19 protein-coding genes and 1 tRNA gene are annotated in these 19,135 nt (G+C 62.8%); 15 read left to right on the top strand and 5 right to left on the bottom strand.

The features are described from left to right. Positions 1-6: 6 nt before the first annotated feature. From ABW22_RS04080 to slmA, 5 genes are all read left to right on the top strand, one after another. Positions 7-483: a GatB/YqeY domain-containing protein gene (locus ABW22_RS04080; protein ID WP_059752192.1), complete on the top strand. Its 477-nt coding sequence runs from the start codon at positions 7-9 to the stop codon at positions 481-483. Positions 484-532: 49 nt separating this feature from the next. Then, positions 533-2,230, top strand: coding sequence for a DNA primase (gene dnaG, locus ABW22_RS04075; RefSeq protein WP_059752190.1), 1,698 nt, complete (start codon positions 533-535; stop codon positions 2,228-2,230). A 164-nt stretch (positions 2,231-2,394) separates the two neighbouring features. Next, complete coding sequence (rpoD, locus tag ABW22_RS04070) at positions 2,395-4,287, top strand: RNA polymerase sigma factor RpoD (RefSeq protein WP_059752409.1); 1,893 nt, start codon at positions 2,395-2,397, stop codon at positions 4,285-4,287. A 37-nt stretch (positions 4,288-4,324) separates the two neighbouring features. Continuing rightward, positions 4,325-4,401 (top strand) — tRNA-Ile (locus tag ABW22_RS04065). 53 nt (positions 4,402-4,454) lie between these two features. After that, positions 4,455-5,039, top strand: coding sequence for a nucleoid occlusion factor SlmA (gene slmA, locus ABW22_RS04060; protein ID WP_059752188.1), 585 nt, complete (start codon positions 4,455-4,457; stop codon positions 5,037-5,039). On the opposite strand, the gene ABW22_RS04055 is transcribed toward slmA, so the two are convergent. From ABW22_RS04055 to gpmI, 5 genes are all read right to left on the bottom strand, one after another. Continuing rightward, a complete protein-coding gene (locus ABW22_RS04055) occupies positions 5,027-5,797 on the bottom strand; it encodes a HesA/MoeB/ThiF family protein (protein WP_059752186.1) in 771 nt (256 codons plus the stop codon). The two genes, slmA and ABW22_RS04055, sit on opposite strands and share 13 nt — an antisense overlap. Before the next feature lie 15 nt (positions 5,798-5,812). Further along, positions 5,813-6,208 (bottom strand): hypothetical protein, encoded by a 396-nt coding sequence (locus tag ABW22_RS04050; protein ID WP_059752185.1) that lies wholly within the window; start codon positions 6,206-6,208, stop codon positions 5,813-5,815. Between the two features lie 78 nt (positions 6,209-6,286). After that, the gene (locus tag ABW22_RS04045; protein WP_059752183.1) at positions 6,287-7,702 is read right to left on the bottom strand and encodes a S41 family peptidase; all 1,416 of its coding nucleotides are present in this window, start codon (positions 7,700-7,702) and stop codon (positions 6,287-6,289) included. 1 nt (position 7,703) lies between these two features. After that, positions 7,704-8,954 (bottom strand): murein hydrolase activator EnvC family protein, encoded by a 1,251-nt coding sequence (locus ABW22_RS04040; protein ID WP_059752180.1) that lies wholly within the window; start codon positions 8,952-8,954, stop codon positions 7,704-7,706. A gap of 31 nt (positions 8,955-8,985) precedes the next feature. Further along, a complete protein-coding gene (gene gpmI, locus ABW22_RS04035; protein WP_059752179.1) occupies positions 8,986-10,527 on the bottom strand; it encodes a 2,3-bisphosphoglycerate-independent phosphoglycerate mutase in 1,542 nt (513 codons plus the stop codon). A 167-nt stretch (positions 10,528-10,694) separates the two neighbouring features. Here gpmI and ABW22_RS04030 point away from each other — a divergent pair, with 167 nt between their 5' ends. The 10 genes from ABW22_RS04030 to ABW22_RS03985 all read left to right on the top strand — a co-directional run bounded on the left by ABW22_RS04030 (position 10,695) and on the right by ABW22_RS03985 (position 18,854). Next, positions 10,695-11,024, top strand: a complete 330-nt coding sequence (locus ABW22_RS04030) for an ArsR/SmtB family transcription factor (RefSeq protein ID WP_082708510.1) — start codon at positions 10,695-10,697, stop codon at positions 11,022-11,024. Between the two features lie 173 nt (positions 11,025-11,197). Beyond that, positions 11,198-12,238, top strand: a complete 1,041-nt coding sequence (locus ABW22_RS04025; RefSeq protein WP_059752175.1) for an efflux RND transporter periplasmic adaptor subunit — start codon at positions 11,198-11,200, stop codon at positions 12,236-12,238. A gap of 12 nt (positions 12,239-12,250) precedes the next feature. Next, on the top strand, positions 12,251-15,451 hold the full coding sequence (locus ABW22_RS04020; protein WP_059752173.1) for an efflux RND transporter permease subunit: 3,201 nt from the start codon (positions 12,251-12,253) through the stop codon (positions 15,449-15,451). 16 nt (positions 15,452-15,467) lie between these two features. After that, on the top strand, positions 15,468-15,686 hold the full coding sequence (locus tag ABW22_RS04015; protein ID WP_059752171.1) for a YgaP family membrane protein: 219 nt from the start codon (positions 15,468-15,470) through the stop codon (positions 15,684-15,686). A gap of 12 nt (positions 15,687-15,698) precedes the next feature. Then, a complete protein-coding gene (locus ABW22_RS04010) occupies positions 15,699-16,115 on the top strand; it encodes a rhodanese-like domain-containing protein (protein ID WP_082708508.1) in 417 nt (138 codons plus the stop codon). A 10-nt stretch (positions 16,116-16,125) separates the two neighbouring features. Beyond that, positions 16,126-16,389: a glutaredoxin 3 gene (gene grxC / locus ABW22_RS04005; protein WP_059752169.1), complete on the top strand. Its 264-nt coding sequence runs from the start codon at positions 16,126-16,128 to the stop codon at positions 16,387-16,389. A 56-nt stretch (positions 16,390-16,445) separates the two neighbouring features. Next, positions 16,446-16,874: a thioredoxin TrxC gene (trxC, locus tag ABW22_RS04000; protein ID WP_059752167.1), complete on the top strand. Its 429-nt coding sequence runs from the start codon at positions 16,446-16,448 to the stop codon at positions 16,872-16,874. Positions 16,875-16,939: 65 nt separating this feature from the next. Then, on the top strand, positions 16,940-17,398 hold the full coding sequence (secB, locus tag ABW22_RS03995) for a protein-export chaperone SecB (protein WP_059752165.1): 459 nt from the start codon (positions 16,940-16,942) through the stop codon (positions 17,396-17,398). Positions 17,399-17,412: 14 nt separating this feature from the next. Next, positions 17,413-17,871: an SH3 domain-containing protein gene (locus ABW22_RS03990; protein ID WP_059752163.1), complete on the top strand. Its 459-nt coding sequence runs from the start codon at positions 17,413-17,415 to the stop codon at positions 17,869-17,871. After that, positions 17,868-18,854, top strand: a complete 987-nt coding sequence (locus ABW22_RS03985; protein WP_059752161.1) for an NAD(P)H-dependent glycerol-3-phosphate dehydrogenase — start codon at positions 17,868-17,870, stop codon at positions 18,852-18,854. Before ABW22_RS03990 ends, ABW22_RS03985 begins: the two co-directional genes overlap by 4 nt. Positions 18,855-19,135: the final 281 nt, after the last annotated feature.

The following is a 19,135-nucleotide window of genomic DNA, read 5'->3' as shown; positions in this document are numbered from 1 at the left end:
CAACGCATGTCGCTCAAGGCACGCATCACTGACGACATGAAGGCGGCCATGCGCGGCCGCGCTAATCCTGATGAGGCGCAACGCGCCTGGGAAACAGTGCGCCTCGGAACGATTCGCCTGCTGCTGGCGGCGATCAGGCAGAAGGAAATCGACGAACGCATCGAGCTGGACGACGCTGCGGTCAGCAGCATCGTCGAAAAACTCATCAAGCAGCGCCGCGATTCGATCAGCCAGTTTCAGGCTGCCGGCCGGGATGACCTGGTGGCAGCGGAACAGGCCGAACTGGCCGTCTTGCAGGCCTATCTGCCCGAACAGCTTTCCATTGCCGAAGTCGAAGCCGCGGTCGCAGCGGCGATTGCCGAATCCGGCGCCGCAAGCGCAAAGGACATGGGCAAGGTCATGAGCCTGCTGAAACCTCGCCTAGCCGGCCGCGCCGACATGGGCCAGGTGTCCTCGCTGATCAAAGCCCGCCTGGCGGGCTGATTCACCCCCACTGCCCGATCAACCCGCCCGGGTTTATCATGCGGCAACCATGATCCCGCGCGATTTCATCGACACCCTGCTCGCCCGCGTCGACATCGTCGACGTCATCGACCGCCGCGTGCCGCTAAAGAAAGCCGGGCAGAACTACCAGGCCTGCTGTCCCTTCCACAGCGAAAAAACCCCCTCCTTTACGGTCAGCCCGACCAAGCAGTTCTACCACTGCTTCGGCTGCGGCGCGCACGGCACCGCGCTCGGCTTCCTGATGGAATACGAGCACATGGGATTTCCCGACGCAGTCGGCGCACTGGCGCAAGATGTCGGCCTGCCGGTCCCCGAATCCGGCGAGCCCGACCGCCCCAAGCCCCCGCCCGCGCTATGGGACGCGCTGGAACAGGCCGCGCAGTTCTATAAAAAACAATTGAAGCAGACCCCGCGCGCGATCGACTATCTGAAACAACGCGGATTGACCGGCGTCATCGCCGCCCGCTACGGCATCGGTTATGCGCCGGAGGGGTGGTCGCCACTGAAGCAGGTTTTCACCGATTACACAGCGAAGGCCCTCGCAGCGTCAGGTTTGGTCATCGACGGCGACAATCGACGCTACGACCGCTTCCGCGACCGCATCATGTTCCCCATCAGGAACATCAAGGGCCAGATCGTCGGCTTCGGCGGTCGGGTGCTCGACCAGGGCGAACCCAAATACCTCAATTCGCCGGAAACCCCGCTATTCCACAAAGGCGCTGAGCTATACGGCTTGTTCGAAGCGCGCGCGGCGATCAAGGCGGCCGGACGCGCGATCGTGGTCGAAGGCTACATGGACGTGGTCGCGCTGGCGCAGCATGGGGTGGAATTTGCCGTGGCGGCGCTGGGCACTGCCACCACGCCGGTCCATGCGCGCACCCTGCTGCGCCACACCGACCATCTGATCTACGCCTTCGATGGCGACAAGGCAGGACGCAAGGCGGCCTGGCGCGCACTCGAAAACACGCTGGAATCCCTGCAGGACGGCAAGGATGTCAGCTTCCTGTTCCTGCCTGAAGGCGAAGATCCCGACAGCTACATCCGCAACCACGGTCAGGCTGCCTTTCTGCATCTGCTAGACGCCGACACGCTGCCGCTCTCGGCCTTTCTGGTGCGCGAACTGTCACGCGGCCGCAAGCTCGACAGCCAGGAAGGCCGTGCCGCGCTGATCAAGGACGCGAAGCCGCTGCTGGAAAAAATCGCCGCGCCGTTGCTGGCCCGCCTGATCCAGCGGCAGATCGCCGAGCTCGCTAACCTGCAAGCCGACGAGCTCGGCCTCATGGGGATCAGGCCCAGCGCCACGCGCCGGACGGCGCCGCGGCCGCAGCGCCGCCCGGCACCCTCGCGTGTGCGCAGCCTGGCCCGCACGCTGCTGATGAACCCGCAGCGCGCCGCCGAAGTCGATCCCTGCTGGCTGGACGCGAACGACCCGCTGAGCAGCCGCATGGGCGAACTGATGGCCTGGTTGTGCGATATTGGTCCGCTCAAGCCGCAGACGCTCATCGAAACTGCCAAAGGGAGCGCGCTGGAACCTCTGGTCGATGAACTGATGACGGATTTGCTCGACAAAGACGATAGCTGGGACTGGAACGCGGAATTCGACGGCGCGGTCAAACAGCTGCGTGACGACTGGCAGCGCCGCCGCTGGCAGGAACTGGCCGCGCGGCCGCTAAACAGCCTGAGTGCCAGCGAACGCCAGGAACTGACTGAACTGGCACGGTCCTAGCTTGTCATAAACGCCAAGACAACCCCCCGGTTTACGGTATAATTGCCGGTTTTTGAACGATTTTTTTCTGTCCGCGTGGTTTGCACGCGTCAGAACCTGAGCGGAGAAATGCTGTGGCTGTACGTGGAAGAAAACCAGGCGGTGGCGCCAAAAAAGCTGAAGCGCTGCTCCCCCTGAAGGAGCTGACGCCGGTGGAAGCCGAGGCGCGTCGCACCCAGCTTAAAAACCTCATCATCCTGGGCAAGGAGCGTGGCTTCCTGACCTACGCCGAGATCAACGACCACCTGCCCGACGAGGTGCTTGACGCCGACCAGATCGAAGGCGTGATCGGCATGATCAACGACATGGGCATCCAGGTCTACGACGAGGCACCGGATGCCGAAACCCTGCTGATGCAGGGCGCCGCCCCTGCCGTCGCCGACGAAGACGTGGTGGCCGAAGCCGAGCAGGCGCTGACCACGGTCGACTCCGAATTCGGCCGCACCACCGACCCGGTGCGCATGTACATGCGCGAAATGGGCTCGGTCGACCTGCTCACCCGCGAGGGCGAAATCGAGATCGCCAAGCGCATCGAGGAAGGTCTGCGCCATATGGTGCAGGCCATTTCGTCCTGCCCGCTCACCATCCAGCAGATTCTGGACATGGCGGCACTGATCGAAAAAGACGAGATGCGCATCGACGAGCTGATCGACGGCTTTGTTGAAGTGGAAGCCGCAGCGCCCGCCGCCGAGGAAGACACGTCAGGCGATGATGCCGACGACACTGACGACACTAACGACAGCGACGACGACGAAGACGACGAAGAAGCCAGCGCCAAGCAAGCCGCGGCCAACCTGGCGCAACTCAAAGCCAACGCGCTGACGCAGTTCGAATTCATCCGCAAGGCCTACAAGAAGGCGCAAACCGCCCACGCCAAATACGGCCTCGGCAGTCCGCAGCACATGAAGGCCCAGGCCGAAGTCACCGAATTGCTGATGGCATTCCGCTTCTCGGTGCGCCAGGTCGACCGCCTGTGCGAACAGATCCGCAATGCGGTGGAAGAAGTGCGCTCGCACGAACGCAAGATCATGGCGTTCTGCGTCACCCGCTCGGGCATGCCGCGCCCACACTTCATCAAGACCTTCCCCGGCAACGAAACCAACCTGGCCTGGGTGGACAAGGAAATCGCCGCCAAGAAGGCGTATTGCTCGACGCTTGCCAAGGTGCAGTACGAGGTCAAGTCGCACCAGGAAGCGCTCATCGCGATGCAGGACCGCATCGGCCTGCCGATCAAGAGCCTGAAGGACGTCAACAAGCAGATGTCCACCGGCGAAGCCAAGGCACGCCGTGCCAAGCGCGAGATGATCGAAGCCAACCTGCGCCTGGTGATCTCGATCGCCAAGAAATACACCAACCGCGGCCTGCAGTTCCTCGACCTGATCCAGGAAGGCAACATCGGCCTGATGAAGGCGGTTGAAAAATTCGAATACCGCCGCGGCTACAAGTTTTCGACCTACGCCACCTGGTGGATTCGCCAGGCGATCACCCGCTCGATCGCCGACCAGGCGCGCACCATCCGCATCCCGGTGCACATGATCGAAACCATCAACAAGATGAACCGCATCAGCCGCCAGATCCTGCAGGAAACCGGCATCGAGCCCGATCCGGCGACGCTGGCGCTGAAGATGGAAATGCCGGAAGACAAGATCCGCAAGATCATGAAAATCGCCAAGGAACCGATTTCCATGGAAACGCCGATCGGCGACGACGAGGACTCCCACCTGGGCGACTTCATCGAGGATTCCAGCACGCTTTCGCCCGACGATTACGCGGTCTACGCCAACCTGCGCGACGCCACCCGCGAAGTACTGGACAGCCTGACCTCGCGCGAAGCCAAGGTGCTGCGGATGCGCTTTGGTATCGAAATGAACACCGACCACACGCTGGAAGAAGTCGGCAAGCAGTTCGACGTCACGCGCGAGCGGATTCGCCAGATCGAGGCCAAGGCCCTGCGCAAGCTGCGCCATCCGACCCGTTCCGAAAAGCTGAAAAGCTTCGTCGGCAGCGGCGAACAGTAAGCGCCCTGCCCCGCTCACCGCGGGGCATTCCATTTTCGGGTCTGTAGCTCAGCTGGTTAGAGCAGGGGACTCATAATCCCTTGGTCGAAGGTTCAAGTCCTTCCAGACCCACCATTTAACCCAGCATCAGCGATAATCATCACCCATAAAAACAAGGGGAGTGACTGATGGAAGGGGAAGCCAGGAAACCCGGCGAACGCCGTTTGCAGATCCTGCAAACGCTGGCTGCGATGCTGCAGGAACCGAAACCGGAAAAAATCACCACAGCGGCACTGGCGGCACGCGTCGGCGTGTCGGAAGCAGCGCTGTATCGCCATTTTTCCAGCAAGGCGCAGATGTATGAAGGCCTGATCGAATTCATCGAACAGACGCTGCTCGGGCTGATCGCGCGCATCACGGCCGACACGCCGTCGCCAGCCGCCCAGATCGAGGCCATTCTCGGCATGCTGCTGAGCTTTGCAGAAAAGAATCCGGGAATGACGCGGGTGCTGATCGGCGACGCGCTGGTGCACGAAAACGAGCGTCTGCAAAAACGCATCAATCAACTGCACGACCGCATCGAGGCACAGTTGCGGCAATGCCTGCGCTTTTGCGGGGACAGGCAGTCCGAGCTCAGTGCACCGCTGGCCAACCTGTTGCAATGCGTGGTGGTGGGGCGCTGGCACCAGTTTGCCAAGAGCGGGTTTGCCCGCCCCCCAGGCGGCGACATCGAATTGCTGCTGTCACGTCTGCTGGGCGTTCAGCCCGCCTGAACGGTGGCCGGCCCGCACACCGGGCAGGCCGGATCGCGCGGCACCTTCATCACGCGGGCGTCGGCCTGCAGGCCGTCCCACAGCAGCAGCCGGCCGATCAGGGGCGCGCCCGCCTGGGCCAGACATTTCAGCGCTTCCAACGCCTGCATCGCGCCAATGACGCCAACCAGCGGCGAAAACACGCCCGCCTCGGCGCAACGCAACTCGGGCTCATCCGCGTGGTCAGGAAACAGGCAGTGATAGCAGGGACTGCTGCCAAGGCGCGAATCAAAGACGGCCAGCTGCCCGGAAAATCCGATCGCAGCGCCCGACACCAGCGGCTTGCCCAATGCCACGCAGGCGCGGTTGACGGCATGCCGGGTGGCGAAATTGTCCGATGCGTCGACCACCAGATCGACTGCCGCGACGGCGACATGCAAGGCGGTATTCGCCAGCGCCTGGCCGATCGGTTGCACGTCGATTTCCGGGTTGATGGCGCGCACGCTGCGCGCCAGTGAAGCGGCCTTGTTCTCGCCGATCGCCGCCGTGGCATGGCCAATCTGGCGCTGCAAATTGGTGAGATCGACCGTGTCGCCGTCCGCCAGCACCAGCCGCCCGACCCCCGCCGCGCCCAGATACAGCGCCACCGGGCAGCCCAGCCCACCAGCACCGACAATCAGCACCGCTGCATCGCAGATGCGTGCCTGCCCGACTACGCCGATTTCCGGCAACAGAATGTGCCGGCTGTAGCGCAGCAGCAGGTCGTCGGTCAGTTCCATGGGGCAAGCAGGTCGTTATTTATAGCCGCGCCACTCTTCCGGCGTGTCGTCGCGGTCACCATGCAAATGGCGCTCGTAGACATTGATGAAGGCCTGCTGGGATTTGATGTCCGGTTCTCCGGCCGCAACGTTGCGCCGCTGCACGCTCTCGCTAAAGTAGGCCAGCGCGCGTCTGAGTTTGCTGAGCAGGCTATTGTCGAGATGGAAGCCCTGGCTCGTCAGCGCCATTTCCAGGCCTTCCAGGGTGTATTCACAGATGTGGTAACGCACCAACAGGCAGTTGCCTTGTGACCCGACCGTCACCACCAGCCCATCCAGTCCTTCGAGCAAAATCAGCGCGCGTTCCGCCTGCCCAGCCGGCAAGTCATGGAAAACGATTTCGCGGATTTTTTCGAGGTCACACGGGCGCATGGCACACCAGTCAAAATATCTGCTCAGTATAGCGCTGCGCTTTATGCTGTGGCCGCATTGCAGCCACAGCAGCTTTGATCAGCGACCCTGCATAATCTGCAGGCCTTTCAGCAGGTTCAGCGCCTGATTCATCTGGAAATCGTTCTTCGAGACGATTTCGCCCGGCTCCAGCGCTACCGGCTTTTTGTCCTCGCCATTCTTGCCTGGCTTGTCCGCCGGCGGCGTCTTGCTGGCATCCCCCGGCTTGTCCGTCGGGACAGGCTCGGCGCCTACAGGATTGACCAGGTGCCTGTCGAGATCGGCCTCGCGGAGGCCGAAACCATTCTCCGATTCCGGCATCGCCGGGTCTTCCACCACGATGTCGGGCTCGATGCCCTTGGCCTGGATAGAACGTCCGTTCGGCGTAAAGTAGCGCGCGGTGGTGAGCTTGATCGCCGTGCCATTGCCGATCGGCAGGATGGTCTGCACCGACCCCTTGCCGAAGGTGCGGGTGCCCATGACGATCGCGCGCTTGTGATCCTGCAGCGCACCCGCCACGATTTCGGACGCCGAAGCCGATCCCATGTTGACCAGCACCACCATCGGCACGCTCTTCACGCCCTCCGGCAGGTTTTTCAGGTAATCGGCCTGCATCGGACGCAGATAATGTTCCCGGCTAGCGGTCAGCCGCATCTTGGCGTCCTCGGTGCGGCCTTCGGTATACACCACCAGACTGTCGGGCTTGACGAACGCGGCGGTTACCGCGACCGCACCATTCAACAGGCCGCCCGGATCGTTGCGCAGGTCCAGAATCAGCCCCTTGAGTGGCGCCTTGTTGTCCTTGTAAAGCTGGTTCAATGCTTCGGCCAGCAGTTCGCCGGTGTGTTCCTGAAACTGCGTCACGCGCACGTAACCATAGCCGGGGTCGACCAGCGTGGACTTGACGCTGCGAATCTTGATGACCGCACGAGTCAGGGTCAGCACGATGGGTTGGGCCACGCCCTTGCGCGCGATGGTGAGCTTGATGCTCGTTCCCGGCTTGCCACGCATCCGCTTCACCGCATCGTTCAGCGTCATGCCCTTCACCGGCGTATCGTCGAGCTTGATGATCAGGTCGCCAGGCTTGACCCCGGCCTTGAAGGCAGGCGTATCCTCAATCGGCGAGACGACCTTGACGAAGCCGTCTTCCATACCGACCTCGATGCCGAGGCCGCCGAACTCGCCCTGGGTGCCGACCTGCAGATCCTTGAACCCTTCGGCATCCAGATACGCAGAGTGCGGATCGAGCCCGGTCAGCATGCCAGTGATCGCCTCGGTGATAAGTTTCTTGTCTTCGACCGGCTCGACGTAATCGTTCTTGATGCGGGCAAACACATCGGTAAAGGCGCGCAGCTCCGCGACCGGCAGCGCGGTCGCCGCTTCCTTGTCGGCGATCGCCGACAGGTTGACCGTCAGTGCTGCACCGGCCAGCAAGCCGGCCAGACCGACGAGTATGAATTTCGCCTTTTGTTTCATCTCACTTCACCCACAGGAGGGGATTAACAGGACGGCTTTGATGCCGCATTTCAAAATACAGGCCGGCGTCGGGCTGGCCGCCGCTGTTGCCGACCGTGGCAATGGGGTCGCCGGGCTGAACGCGTTCGCCCACCTGTTTATACAGACTTTCATTATTGCTGTACAGGCTCATATATCCCTCACCGTGGTCGACAATAATCAGGTTGCCAAAGCCGCGCAGCCACTCGGAAAACACCACCTGCCCGGCAGCGATCGCCTTCACCACCGTGCCCTCAGCCGCACGAATGAACAGGCCTTTCCAACTCACGCCGCCGCCTTCTCTCTGAGCACCAAAGCGGTTCATCAGTTCCCCGGCGACGGGCAGCCGCAGTGAACCTTTCAAACCTGAAAATGGCTTGTCGGAGCGAAACGCCACCGGTGTTTCGGTGTTGACGCCCAGGCCGCGGCGCGGCTGGCTGGCCGCGCTCTTCTCGGTCTTTTGGCTTTTTTGCGCCCGTTGTGCGGCACGTGCGCGCGCCGCTTCACGTGCCGCCTGTTGCGCCATCAGCCGGTTGAGGCGCTCCACCAGTTGAGTCAGGCTGCGCTCGTCGCGCTTGAGGTTGGAAATTTCGCGCTGCTGCTTCTGGATTTGCACCGACAATTTTTGCAGAACTTGCTCGCGGGCGCGCTTGTCGGCCAGCAATTTCTTTTGCTCGGCTTCGCGGTCCATCTGCAACCGGGTCAGCTCGGCCGATTTTTGTTCGGTTTGCTGTTGCAGCGCGGCCAGTTGCGCCAGGTCGGCTCGCAGGGCCTCGATCGTCTCATGCTGGGCACGCGACAGGTGCGTCAGATAACGCAGATCGCGCGCGGCCTGGTTGGGGTCTGCACCGTTGAGAATGAGTTTGAGCGCATCGCCCTGCCCGCGCTGGTAGGCGGCCTTGAGCGCCTGGGCAAGGTGGGCCTGCTGCGCGCGGATGCGTACCTCGGTCGCGTCAGCCTGTTGCGCCAGCGCCTGCAAATCAGTCTGGGCACGCTGGCGTTCGTCATCCAGCTGGCGCAACTGGCGCACCGCACTGCTGATCGAGCGCTCGGATTGTCTCAGTTCATCGGCCGCTTCCTGACGGTTCGCCTGCGTGTTGCGAAATTCCTGTTGCAGGGTTTGCAGACGCTGCTTGAGGGCATCGAGTTCGGATTGCTTGCGATCGGCTTGGTTGGCGCTGGCGCACAGCGGCCAGATCAATGCCAGCAGGATGAGAAATGGTCTGAAGTTCACCCTGATGAGCTTACCCGAACTTGCACCCGATTTACTCAAATTGCACGAGGGCTTCACCGGTCATTTCGGGAGGGGGCGACAAGCCCATCATTTTCAGCAGGGTCGGGCTGATGTCTTCGAGTGCACCGGTTTCCGCCAGCGTGGCCGAGCGCTGTCCCACGTAGATCAACGGGACCAGGTTCAGGGTGTGCGCGGTATGCGCCTGACCGGTTGCGGTGTCGCGCATCAATTCGGCGTTGCCGTGGTCGGCGGTCACCAGCACTTCGCCGCCGCGCGCCAGTTGGGCTTCCACCACCCGGCCGAGGCAGGTGTCCACCGTTTCGATCGCCTTGATGGCCGCCTGCAGGTCGCCGGTGTGCCCGACCATATCCGGGTTGGCGTAATTGCAGATGATGACGTCGTATTGCTTGCTGTTAATCGCAGTGATCAATTTTTCGGTCACCTCGAAGGCACTCATTTCGGGTTTCAGGTCGTAGGTTGCGACGTCGGGCGACGGCACCAGCACGCGGTCTTCACCGGGAAAAGAGACTTCTTCGCCACCGTTGAAAAAGAAGGTGACGTGCGGATATTTCTCGGTTTCGGCGATGCGCAGTTGGCGCAAGCCAAGTTTGGCGATGTATTCGCCGATGCCGTTCTTGATGCGCTCGGGCGGAAATGCCACTGAAACGGCAAAGTCATCGCTGTAGCCAGTCAGCGTGCAGTAGGTGGCCAGGCGCGGCGTGACTTCACGTTCGAATTCCCCGAAATCGCGCTCGATGAACGGCCGCGACAACTGGCGCGCACGGTCGGAGCGGAAGTTGAGGAAGATCACCGAATCACCGTCTTCCATTTTCACCGGCTTGCCGTCCGGCGGACGGATAGCCGTGGCCTTGACGAATTCGTCGGTCTCGCCGCGCGCGTAGGCAGCCTCCAGCCCGGCCTGCGGGTTGTCTGCCATGTATTCGGCGCGCCCCTGGGTCAGCAGGTCGTAGGCAGATTTGACCCGCTGCCAGCGGCGGTCACGGTCCATCGCGTAGTAGCGGCCGATCATCGACGCGACATGGCCGATGCCGGTCTGTTCGATTTTTTCGTTGAGGCGCCGCAAATAGACCTCGGCACTTTTCGGCGGTGTGTCGCGGCCATCCAGAAACACGTGCAGACACACCTTGTTGAGGCCCTCGCGCACCGCTAGATCAAGCAGGGCGTGGAAGTGCAATTCGTGGCTATGCACTCCGCCATCCGACAGCAGACCCAGCACGTGCAGGGTCTTGCCGTTGTCGCGCGCCAGATGCACGGCATTCAGCAGGGCCGGATTGGTGAAGAAATAGCCGGACTCGATGGCCCGGTCGATGCGGGTGAATTCCTGGTACACCACCCGCCCCGCGCCGATATTCAAGTGCCCCACCTCGGAGTTGCCCATTTGCCCCTTGGGCAGGCCCACTTCGGATTCCGATGCGTGGATGAGCGTGTGCGGATGGTGTTTCCACAACCGATCCCAGTTGGGCTTGCTGGCCTGGGCGATTGCATTGTCGGCGCGTTCCGCACGGCAACCAAAACCGTCAAGGATGATGAGGAGAACCGGCAAGGTCTTCATGAAAAATATTTATATAACCTGACTCGTTTTTGTGGAATCATTTTAATATATGCGTGATTTCTAATCTATACGCAACGTGCAATATTGCCCGAAAAATGCCTCGCGCGGATGATGCTTCCACCCGGAAGCTGACTGCATGAAGGTACTTCACGAACAGGACCGAGGTTATGAATATGGCAACTGACTGGGGCGAAGTGGATCTCATGGACAAGGATGAGCACATTGAGCAGGCCTCGCGTGCGATGAAGGCCATGTCGCATCCGCTGCGCCTGAAAATTCTCTGCGTGCTGGGCGACAAGGAAATCAGCGTGCAGGAAATCGTCGACCACGTCGGCACCTCGCAGAGCAACATTTCGCAGCACCTCGCCATCCTGCGCGACAAGGGCGTGCTGCGCACCCGCAAGGTCGCCAACCGCGTGTTCTACCGCGTCGGCGACACCCGCACGCTCAAACTGCTGAGCATGATGCGCGACGTGTTCTGCGGCTTCAGCAAGTAAGCGTTCCATTGGCAGCGCCCGGCCCGGCTACGCGCAAGCGTGCCGGGCCTTTGTTTATGGTGCATACTTGAAGCAGCAACGCCGGTGCAATTCGCCTCAGAATCACCACCCAAGCGCTTGATTAAAATCATAAATTAGAATAGTCTAATGGATGCTTTCCTGGAGGAGCTCCTGTGCTGAACCCCACCCGTTTGCTGGCCTGCCTCATTCTTGCTTCCCCGTCCGCCTGGGCAGCCCTGCCCTTTGCGGTTGCGCCGGTGACGTACCAGATGGTCGACACCGGCCACTCCACGGAAGCCACGGTCGAGGCCGTCAAGCAATCCACCATCGCGGCGCAGGTGGCCGGACGCGTGTCGGCGGTCAATTTTGACGCCGGCGATTACGTCAAGGCCGGTTCGGTCATCGTTCGGCTTTCCGCACAGGAACTGTCGGCCGCCGTGGCGGGCAGCCAGGCGCAGGTGGCGCAGGCCGATGCCGCGCTGGCCAATGCCCGCGCCAACTACCAGCGCCAGCAGCAGCTGTTTCAGCAGAAATTCATCAGCCAGGCCGCACTCGACCGCGCCACCGCCGAGTTCCGCGCCGCCGAGGCGGCAGCACGCGCGGCACGCGCTGGCGTTGGACAGACCGCAGCGGTGAGCAGCTACACCGTGATCACCGCGCCGTATTCGGGGGTGGTCGCCGCCCGCCACGTGGAAGTGGGCGAAACGGTCGCGCCCGGCACCCCACTGATGACCGGATTCGACCCCAAAGACATGCGGGTGATTGCCGACATCCCGCAGTACAAGCTGGCGGAAATCAAGGCATCACCGCGCGTTGCAGTCGAGATACCCTCGCTCAACAAGTGGATCGACGCCACCGGCGTCACCGTGCTGCCGTCGGCGGATGCGGCCACCCATACGGTCAAGGTGAGGATCGATCTGCCGGCCAGCCTGGAAGGCGTCATCCCCGGCATGTTCGCCCGCGCGCATTTCTCGGTGGGCAGCGCGCGCAAGCTCACCATCCCGTCGACCGCGGTGGTGCATCGCACCGAGCTCTCCGCGGTGTACGTGGTCAAGGATGACAGGGTGAACCTGCGGCAGATCCGCCTGGGCACGCCGAACGGACGCGGCCAGGTGGAGGTGTTGGCCGGCCTGAATCCGGGCGATGTCATTGCACTCGATCCGGTCAAGGCGGGGATTTACGCCAAAAGCACCGCCAACCAGCCCGCGAAATAAACGGAGACGCGCATGGGACTCTCCGGACGCACCGCCCGCTTCTTCCTCACGTCCCAGCTGACCCCGCTGATCGCACTGATCGCGGCGCTGCTGGGCCTGTTCGCCATTCTGGTCACGCCGCGCGAGGAAGAACCGCAGATCAACGTGACCATGGCCAACGTGTTCATCCCCTTCCCCGGCGCCTCGGCGCGGGACGTGGAAGCGCTGGTCGCCACCCCGGCCGAACAGGTGCTGTCGCAGATCGCCGGCATCGAGCACATCTACTCCGTCTCCAAGCCGGGCATGGCGGTGCTGACCGTGCAATACCTGGTGGGGCAGGACCGCACCCAGGCGCTGGTGCGACTGTACGACACCATCCAGGCCAACCGCGACTGGGTGTCGCCCGAGCTCGGCGTCGGCGAACCTATCATCAAGCCGCTCGGCATCGACGACGTGCCGATCGTCACCGTTACCCTGTGGACGCGCGACGAGACGCGCGGTGCCTACGAGCTGGAGCAGGTGGCGCACGCTGCGGAAATCGAGCTGAAACGCATCGCCGGCACGCGCGAAGTCACCACCCTCGGCGGTCCCGGCCGCGCGGTGCGGGTGCTGATGGACCCCGACCGCATGGCGGCATTCAATGTGTCGGCGCAGGACATCCGCGACGCGCTGCAGGTATCCAACGCGGCGCAGCCGTCCGGCACGCTGGTGTCGGGCAACCAGGAAATCCTGGTGCAGACCGGTACCTTTCTCACCGGCGCCGACGACGTCAAACAACTGGTGGTCGGCGTTACGCAGGGTCGCCCGGTCTACATGACGGATGTGACCAGCGTCGTTTCCGGCCCCGACCAGCCGACGCGTTACGTTTGGCACGCCCCGGGCGCGGGCAGCCCGCACCAGGCCGACCAGGGCCAGACCTTCCCGGCGGTGACACTGGCCATCTCCAAAAAAGCAGGCGAAAACGCGGTCGACGTTGCCGAAAAGGTGATCGAACGAGTGAACTCGCTGCATGGCAGCATCCTGCCCGAGGGGGTCGAGGTCAGCGTCACCCGCAACTACGGCGCCACCGCCGACGACAAGGCAAAGAAGCTGATCCAGAAATTGATTTTCGCCACCGGCTCGGTGGTGCTGCTGGTGCTGTTCGCCATTGGCCGCCGCGAGGCGCTGATCGTCGGCGCGGCAGTGCTGCTGACGCTGGCGGCCACGCTGTTTGCCTCGTGGGCGTGGGGCTTCACGCTTAACCGGGTGTCGCTGTTCGCGCTCATTTTCTCGATCGGCATCCTGGTTGACGACGCCATCGTGGTGGTGGAAAACATTCACCGCCGCATGGGGCTTGACCATGATGGCCTCGAGGCCATCATTCCGCGCGCGGTCGACGAGGTAGGCGGCCCGACCATCCTCGCCACCTTCACCGTGATCGCCGCGCTCTTGCCGATGGCCTTCGTCTCCGGCCTGATGGGGCCGTACATGAGCCCGATCCCGATCAACGCCTCAATCGGCATGCTGATTTCGCTGGCGATCGCCTTCATCATCACGCCCTGGCTGGCCCTCAGGCTCATCAAGCAGGCACCGCACGGCGCCCACGAAGCAGGCGACAACAAGCTCACCACCCTGTTCCGCAAGCGCCTCGCGCCCTTCCTGCGCGGCACCGAGGGACGCGGCGCGCGCCGCATGCTGTGGCTGGGGATTGGCCTGGCCATCCTCATTTCGGTCGCGCTGCCGGTGGTGCAGCTGGTCATCCTGAAAATGCTGCCGTTCGACAACAAGTCGGAATTCCAGATCATCGTCGACCTGCCGGTCGGCACGCCGCTGGAAAAGACCGCCCAGGTATTGAGCGAGATGGGGGCGGCCGTCGCCGCTGCTCCCGAGGTCACCGACTATCAGGCCTATGCCGGCACCGCGGCGCCGATCAACTTCAACGGCCTGGTGCGACAGTATTACCTGCGCGCCGGCCCCGAGGTCGGCGACCTGCAGGTGAATCTGGTCGACAAGAGCGAGCGCGACCGCAAGAGCCACGACATCGCGCAGGCGATCCGCCCTGCCGTCGAAGCCATCGCGAAGAAGCACGGCGCCGACGTCAAGGTGGTTGAAGTACCGCCCGGGCCGCCGGTGATGTCGCCCATCGTTGCCGAAATCTACGGCCCCGACTACGACGCGCAGATGCAGGTCGCCAAGCAGGTGCGTGCGGTGTTCGAGAAGACCGATGGCATTGTCGCCATCGACGACACCGTGGAGGACGATGCCCAGCGCTTCGTGCTGCGCGTGCTGCAGAACAAGGCGGCTCTGGCGGGGGTGGCACAAAAGGATATCGTCGCGGCGATGAAGATGGGGCTGGCGGGTGAAAACGTCACCCCCATCCACGGCAGCGGCGCCAAGTACGAAATCCCGGTGCGCATCACCCTGCCGCCGGAGCGCCAGAGCGAAATCGGCGAACTGCTAAAGCTCACCGTGCGCGGCAACAACGGCAATCTGGTGCCGCTGTCCGAACTGGTGGAAGTGATGCCAAGCGAGCGCGAAAAGACCATCTATCACAAGAACCTGCTGCCCGTGGTGTTCGTGCTCGGCGACACCGGCGGCGTGCTGGATTCGCCGCTGTACGGCCTGTTCGGCATGCGCGGCGACTTGAAGGACATGGCGCTTGAACAGGGCGGCACGCTGTCCGAATATTTCATCCGTCAGCCCGCCGACCCCTATGCCGGCTTCAGCCTGAAGTGGGACGGCGAATGGCAGGTGACCTACGAGACCTTCCGCGACATGGGCCTGGCCTACGCCTTCGGACTGATGCTGATCTACATCCTGGTGGTGGCGCAGTTCAAGAGCTATCTCACGCCGCTCATCATCATGGCGCCGATTCCGCTCACCGTCATCGGCGTGATGCCGGGCCACGCCCTGCTCGGCGTCCAGTTCACCGCCACCTCGATGATCGGCATGATCGCACTGGCCGGCATCATCGTGCGCAACTCCATCCTGCTGGTCGACTTCATCAACCAGCAGGTCGCTGAGGGCATGGACTTCCAGGAAGCGGTCATCCAGGCCGGCGCCACCCGCGCCAAGCCGATCGTGCTGACCGGCGCCGCCGCCATGATGGGGGCCTTCTTCATCCTCGACGACCCGATTTTCTCCGGTCTCGCGGTATCCTTGATTTTTGGCATTTTTGTCTCCACCCTGCTCACGCTGGTGGTGATTCCGGTGCTGTATTACGCGGCCAATTACCGCAAATTTTCTTCTCAATAAAACAGGAGTCTTACCCATGACCGTTGAACGCCTCGTCCGCATCATTGCCGGTTCCTTCATTATGCTGTCGCTGGCGCTGGCGCATTTTTCCGGCACGGTCGACATGACCCAGATCTCCTGGCTGTGGTTCGCCGCCTTCGTCGGCTTCAACCTGTTCCAGTCCGGCTTCACCCGTTTCTGCCCGATGGACATCATGCTGAAAAAAGCGGGCGTCAAGCCGGGCTGCGGCCTGTAAGCGAGAACATTCATGGAGATGCAATTCCTGCAGGACAACTGGATGCTGGTGGCGCTGGCGGTGGTTTCTGGCGCCATGCTGGCCTGGTCTTTTATCGGCGGCAAACTCTCCGGCGTGGAGCAGGCCGACACCTTGAAAGCCACCCGGCTGTACAACGACGACGCACTGGTGCTCGATGTGCGCGAGGACAAGGAGTTTGCTGCCGGCCATATCCCCAAGGCGAAGCACATTCCGCTTGGCCAACTGGCCGGCCGCATCAAGGAGCTCGAAAAATTCAAGACCAAGCCGATCCTGGTCACCTGCCGCAGTGGCCAGCGCTCGGCGCGCGCCTGCGGCATGCTGAAAAAGGCCGGATTCGAGACCGTCTACAACCAGGCGGGCGGCATCATCGCGTGGGAACGCGCCAACCTGCCCGTCACCCAGAAATAAGGAGGCTTTCATGGCCAAAGTTGTAATGTATTGCACCGCCGTATGCCCCTATTGCGTCGCTGCCGAGCGCCTGCTCAAAAGCCGCGGCGTGACCGAAATCGAAAAAATCCGCATCGACCTCGACCCGGCGAAGCAGGACGAAATGATCGCACGCTCCGGTGGGCGCCGCAGCGTGCCGCAGGTGTTCATCGGCGACGCCCACGTCGGCGGTTTCGACGACACCTCAGCACTGGATGCCGCAGGCGAACTGGTGCCGCTGCTCGCCCGCGCTTGATTTTCCGGCATACGCCTCCACCTTGACTCGAGGATCATTCGCCTCAAGGAAGCCAAATGGAACTCGCCTGCCCCCACTGCCTCGCCATCAACCGCGTGCCGGACGACCGCCTGGCCGAAGCGCCCAAATGTGGCCAATGCGGCATGCCGCTGCTGCCCGGCAAACCGGTTGATCTCACCGCGGACAGCTTCGATCGCTTTATTGCCAAGGCCGGCCTGCCGGTGCTGATCGATTTCTGGGCCGACTGGTGCGGCCCCTGCAAGATGATGGCGCCGATTTTCCAGCAGGTGGCCGCCGAAATGGGCACGCGCGTGCGTTTTGCCAAGGTCGACACCGAAGCACATCCGCAGGTGTCGATGCGCCACCACATCAAGGGCATTCCCAGCCTGATTCTGTTCAAAAACGGCGCTGAAGCGGCACGCAGCTCGGGCGCGATGGAAGCCCATGCGCTGAAACGCTGGCTGGCGTCACAAGGGATTCAATAAGCCCTGTGTAAAATACGAACCCTACCCGGAGCGCAGGCTCCAATTTCCCTATTCAGAGAGCCATCATGACCGACGCGCAACAACCCGTATTCAATATCGAAAAACTCTACGTCAAGGATCTGTCGCTGGAAGTGCCTAACGCCCCCGCCATTTACCTGGAACGCGAGGCGCCGCAGATCGACGTCAACATGTCGACCGAAAGCCGCGCGCTCGGCGATGACATGTACCACACCAGCATCACCGTCACCGTCACCGCCAAAATCGGCGACAAGACCATGTTCCTGGTCGAATGCACCCAGGCTGGCGTCTTCCGCATCCAGAACGTGCCACAGGATCAGATTCCAATGGTGCTCGGCATCGGCTGTCCCAACATTGTTTTCCCGTATCTGCGCGAGGCGGTGTCCGACGTGGTGATCCGCGCCGGCTTCCCGCCGCTGTTGCTGAACCCGGTCAACTTCGAAGCGCTGTTCCTGCAACAACAGCAGGCGCAGCAGCAACCGGCCGCACCCGAGCAAACGCATTGAGGCAGAGGCATTCATTGAAAAAGCACCTGCACCCGATCAGTTTATGCCTCGCGGCCGGCCTGCTGCTCACGCTGGCGCACCCCGCCTGGGCGCTGGAATATCGCAGCACCGGACGCGCCGCCCCGCTGTACGACGCGCCCTCGACCGCGGCCAGCAAGGTCGCCATCGCGGGCAGCGGCCTGCCGCTTGAAGTCGTCGTCGACACCGATGTCTGGGTCAAGGTGCGCGACCCTGGCGGCCGACTGGCCTGGATCGAGAAATCCGCCCTCGGCGGCGCAAAAACCGTCATGGTCAAGGCCGATGCCAGCGTCATCCGGCAACAGCCGCGCGCCGATGCCGAGGTCGTGTTCCATGCCGAACGCGGCCTCCTGCTCGAGCTTGCCGGCGCAGCGGACCCCTACGGCTGGTTGCCGGTGAGGCATGCCGACGGCCTCGCCGGCTGGCTGCCTGCACACGAGGTCTGGGGACGATGAGATTAGCTGTACTCGGCGCCGGCGCCTGGGGCACCGCACTGGCCGCCAGCTGGGCGCCCCACCATGCGGTCACCCTGTGGGGGCGCAACGCGGTCGAACTCGACGCCATGCGCGCGAGCCGCGTCAACACCCGCTACCTGCCCGACTGCCTGCTGCCCGACGCCCTGCAGTTCAACCCGGATTTCAACGCCGTTGTCGACTCGGCCGACCTCATCGTCATCGCCGTTCCCAGCAGCGGCCTGCGCCCCACCCTGGCTGCGCTGGCCGCCCGCCCCCACCTGCCGCCGCTGATCTGGGTGTGCAAGGGCTTCGAGCATGGCAGCCGCAAACTGCCGCATCAACTCATTGCCGAACTGCTGCCCGAGCACACCCAAACCGGCGTGCTGTCCGGCCCCAGCTTTGCCCAGGAAGTCGCGCAGGGCTATCCCACCGCACTCACCCTCGCCTCGCACGACAGCGGACTGGCGCAGCGCCTCGCCGAGGCGCTATCCGTCCAGCGCCTGCGCATTTACGCGCACGACGACGTGATCGGCGTCGAGCTCGGCGGCGCGCTGAAGAACGTCATGGCCATTGCCGCCGGCATCTGCGACGGCCTTAAGCTCGGCCACAACGCCCGCGCCGCGCTCATCACAAGAGGGCTGGCCGAAATGACCCGCCTCGGCGTCGAACTCGGCGGACACTTCGAAACCTTCATGGGATTGTCCGGCCTCGGCGACCTCATTCTCACCACCACCGGCGATCTCTCGCGCAACCGCCAGGTCGGCCTGCGACTGGCGCGCGGCCAGACGCTCGACACCATCCTGGCCGAACTCGGCCACGTCGCCGAAGGCGTTTCCACCGCGCCCGAAGTCGCCGCCCTCGCCAGCGAGCTCGACGTCGATATGCCGATCACCCGCAAAGTCTGCCAGATGCTGTTTGAAGGCCTGCCCGCCGCCGAGGCGGTCGATGCCCTGTTGAACCGGGATATCAAGACGGAATTCTGAGGGAAGATCGGGTGACCAGGAAAGCCACACCGAATCCGCGCGACACGCCCGCATGAACCAGAGAACTGCATAAAGTGTAAGCCCGGGTGGAACGTCACACGCGGGGGGGCCGGGAGTAGATTCCAATCGAGGTTTGAGTCTGAGCGATCGGTTTTTACCTTGAATCGGAAATCAAAAAAGATTTAGCTTTTGGTGGGGCTGTGGATAGGTGGGAAGGTCGCCGTCAGGCGAGCTATCCACCTATCCACAGCCCCTTCGCTTTACGCTTTTTCTCGGGTCAG

It is taken from the genome of Thiobacillus denitrificans (assembly GCF_001530125.1).
Lineage (GTDB): Bacteria > Pseudomonadota > Gammaproteobacteria > Burkholderiales > Thiobacillaceae > Thiobacillus > Thiobacillus denitrificans_C.
Note: the sequence above shows the minus strand (reverse complement) of the source record. Positions and strands in the feature narration are given on the sequence as shown.

What these genes read in the sequence shown, in the direction of transcription:
- ABW22_RS04045 (WP_059752183.1), bottom strand. Translation starts at nt 7,702, where the DNA reads ATGAAACAAAAGGCGAAATTCATACTCGTCGGTCTGGCCGGCTTGCTG.
- ABW22_RS04055 (WP_059752186.1), bottom strand. Translation starts at nt 5,797, where the DNA reads ATGGAACTGACCGACGACCTGCTGCTGCGCTACAGCCGGCACATTCTG.
- gpmI (WP_059752179.1), bottom strand. Translation starts at nt 10,527, where the DNA reads ATGAAGACCTTGCCGGTTCTCCTCATCATCCTTGACGGTTTTGGTTGC.
- secB (WP_059752165.1), top strand. Translation starts at nt 16,940, where the DNA reads ATGACCGACGCGCAACAACCCGTATTCAATATCGAAAAACTCTACGTC.
- ABW22_RS04020 (WP_059752173.1), top strand. Translation starts at nt 12,251, where the DNA reads ATGGGACTCTCCGGACGCACCGCCCGCTTCTTCCTCACGTCCCAGCTG.
- ABW22_RS04010 (WP_082708508.1), top strand. Translation starts at nt 15,699, where the DNA reads ATGGAGATGCAATTCCTGCAGGACAACTGGATGCTGGTGGCGCTGGCG.
- ABW22_RS04015 (WP_059752171.1), top strand. Translation starts at nt 15,468, where the DNA reads ATGACCGTTGAACGCCTCGTCCGCATCATTGCCGGTTCCTTCATTATG.
- trxC (WP_059752167.1), top strand. Translation starts at nt 16,446, where the DNA reads ATGGAACTCGCCTGCCCCCACTGCCTCGCCATCAACCGCGTGCCGGAC.
- dnaG (WP_059752190.1), top strand. Translation starts at nt 533, where the DNA reads ATGATCCCGCGCGATTTCATCGACACCCTGCTCGCCCGCGTCGACATC.
- ABW22_RS04080 (WP_059752192.1), top strand. Translation starts at nt 7, where the DNA reads ATGTCGCTCAAGGCACGCATCACTGACGACATGAAGGCGGCCATGCGC.
- slmA (WP_059752188.1), top strand. Translation starts at nt 4,455, where the DNA reads ATGGAAGGGGAAGCCAGGAAACCCGGCGAACGCCGTTTGCAGATCCTG.
- ABW22_RS03985 (WP_059752161.1), top strand. Translation starts at nt 17,868, where the DNA reads ATGAGATTAGCTGTACTCGGCGCCGGCGCCTGGGGCACCGCACTGGCC.
- grxC (WP_059752169.1), top strand. Translation starts at nt 16,126, where the DNA reads ATGGCCAAAGTTGTAATGTATTGCACCGCCGTATGCCCCTATTGCGTC.
- ABW22_RS04050 (WP_059752185.1), bottom strand. Translation starts at nt 6,208, where the DNA reads ATGCGCCCGTGTGACCTCGAAAAAATCCGCGAAATCGTTTTCCATGAC.
- ABW22_RS04030 (WP_082708510.1), top strand. Translation starts at nt 10,695, where the DNA reads ATGAATATGGCAACTGACTGGGGCGAAGTGGATCTCATGGACAAGGAT.